We start from the raw sequence: 1,930 nt of genomic DNA, 5'->3' as shown, positions 1-1,930 counted from the left end.
GGTCGAGCCCGGGCACGCCACCCCCGGCCGCGCCGAGGAGACTGCTCAGGTCGGTCGCGGCGGCGGCCCGGGTGCCGCCGGGCTGCACCACCCCCGGGATGGGGGCGCGCAGGGTCAACGCGTCGACGGTCGCCTTCGCCAGGTCGTACGCCTGCTGGGCCTGGAGGCGCTGCGCGGCCGAGAGCGCGCCGACGGCGCTGTTCAGGCCGGCCACACCGCGCTGCACGGCGGCGACGGCACGGTCGGCGGCGCGGGCGGCCGACTCGTACTGCTGCTGTGCCGACTGGACCTGGAGCAGCAGCGCGGAGCGCAGCTGGGGGTCGCCGATCTTCCCGGCGGCCTGGCGCGCCGCGTCGAACGCCTCCGTGGCGGCCCGGTCGGTGCCGCGTCGGCGGCCACCGAGGTCCCCGACGCCCACGCCCCGGCCGGCCCGCTTCGCGGCGCACAGCGCCTCCCGGGCCTGCTTCAGCCGGTCCTGTGCCGACGGGGAGCTGATCACCGCGAGGACCTGCCCCTTCGCCACCCGCTGTCCGGGTTGGACGCGCAGGCTGGCCAGGGTGCCGTCGGCCGGCGCGGTGAGGGTGGCGGCGGCCCGGGCGGTCACCGTGGCCGGCGCGTCGATCACCTCCGACACGGGGCTCCGGCTGACCTCCGCGACCGTGACGGGCGCCTTCTCGTCGCCGCAGGACGCGGCCGTGGTGCCGGTCAGCGCGACGACCGCGAACAGGGCGATGAGCAGGCGGGGGCGGGTGGCCGCGGGCAGCCGCGGCGGGTGGGTGCGGGCCACCCGGCCATGCTACGGCCCGTCGCCAACCGTTCGACCCGCCGTGTCCGGCGCTGCGGAGGTCAGCCGGCCACTGCCCGGACGTACCCGACGCAGTCATCGTGCAGGGCGGACCAGCGCTCGCCGAACACCTCGTCGGCGGCGGCGTCCATCGACTTCCGCTCGTCCACCACGGCCCGGAAGAAGTCGAGTACCCGCTGCTCGCCGTACCGGTCGACCAGGTGGCGGACGGCCAGGTAGCCGACGCCGTAGGCGGCCCCGACCCGGTCGTCGGCCGCGTCGTCGGCGGGGGCCAGCGAGTCCAGCCGGCCGTTCCAGCCGCCCCGGATGAGCCGGCGCACCTCCGCCAGGCCCTCGTAGCGGTCGACCGGCTGGCCGTCCGCGCCCGCGTACTCGGCCAGGCCCTCCACCAGCCACCAGCTCGACCGGTCGGAGTAGCCCCGGTCGGGCAGCGAGGCGGCGTGGGTCAGCTCGTGCCGGAGCAGGTCGTCGACGCCGGTGGGCGAGAGGCTCTGCGCGTTCAGCACCACGTCGTGGTGGCCGCCGCCGACGCCGACCGCGTACCCGGCCGTCCACTTCGGGCGGCCACCGCCGTACCACCGCTGCCACTCCGCCCGCCCGGCGTAGAACACCAGGTAGCGGTCCGGCGGAGCGCCGTCGACCGCGTACCGGTCGGCGACCCGCGCGGCGGCCTCGGCCTGGGCGAGCAGGCCGGGCAGCTTGGCCCGCTGGCCGGGCGTGGTGGCGACGACCGTCCGCTTCCCCACCGCCACCGCGAGGTCACTGACCTCCCACGGCCGAACGCCGGCCGGCCTCGCCCGGGACTCCTCGACCGCCACCAGCCGGGGCTCGTCCCCGGCCAGGCGCCACCGGGTACCGATCTCCACGGTGCTCGGCGTGCAGTTCGGCGCCACGAAGCAGTAGCCGACCCGCACCGGCAGCCGCCACTCCCCCGGCCGCCCGTCCACCGCCACCGGCAGGCCCTCGGCGGCGGGTCGCCACACGGTCACCCGGAGCGCGCGCAGGGCGGCGTACCGGCGGGTCAGCGTGGCGACGGTGCGCTCCGTGAGCCACAGGCGCCGGGCGATGCCGACGTTCGTACGCCCCTCGGCCATCAACGCGAGAACCTCCCGCTCGCGGGCGGTG

General features: G+C 77.6%; 2 protein-coding genes. Both read right to left on the bottom strand.

Annotated features, from left to right (window positions below):
* On the bottom strand, positions 1–787 hold a 787-nt coding region (locus ACWEVO_RS35835), incomplete at its 3' end, for an HlyD family efflux transporter periplasmic adaptor subunit (protein WP_452311834.1).
* Between the two features lie 59 nt (positions 788–846).
* A partial coding sequence (locus ACWEVO_RS35830) for a LuxR C-terminal-related transcriptional regulator (protein ID WP_452311833.1) occupies positions 847–1,930 on the bottom strand: 1,084 nt, incomplete at its 5' end.

This window comes from Micromonospora sp. NPDC003776 (assembly GCF_053605645.1).
Note: the sequence above shows the minus strand (reverse complement) of the source record. Positions and strands in the feature narration are given on the sequence as shown.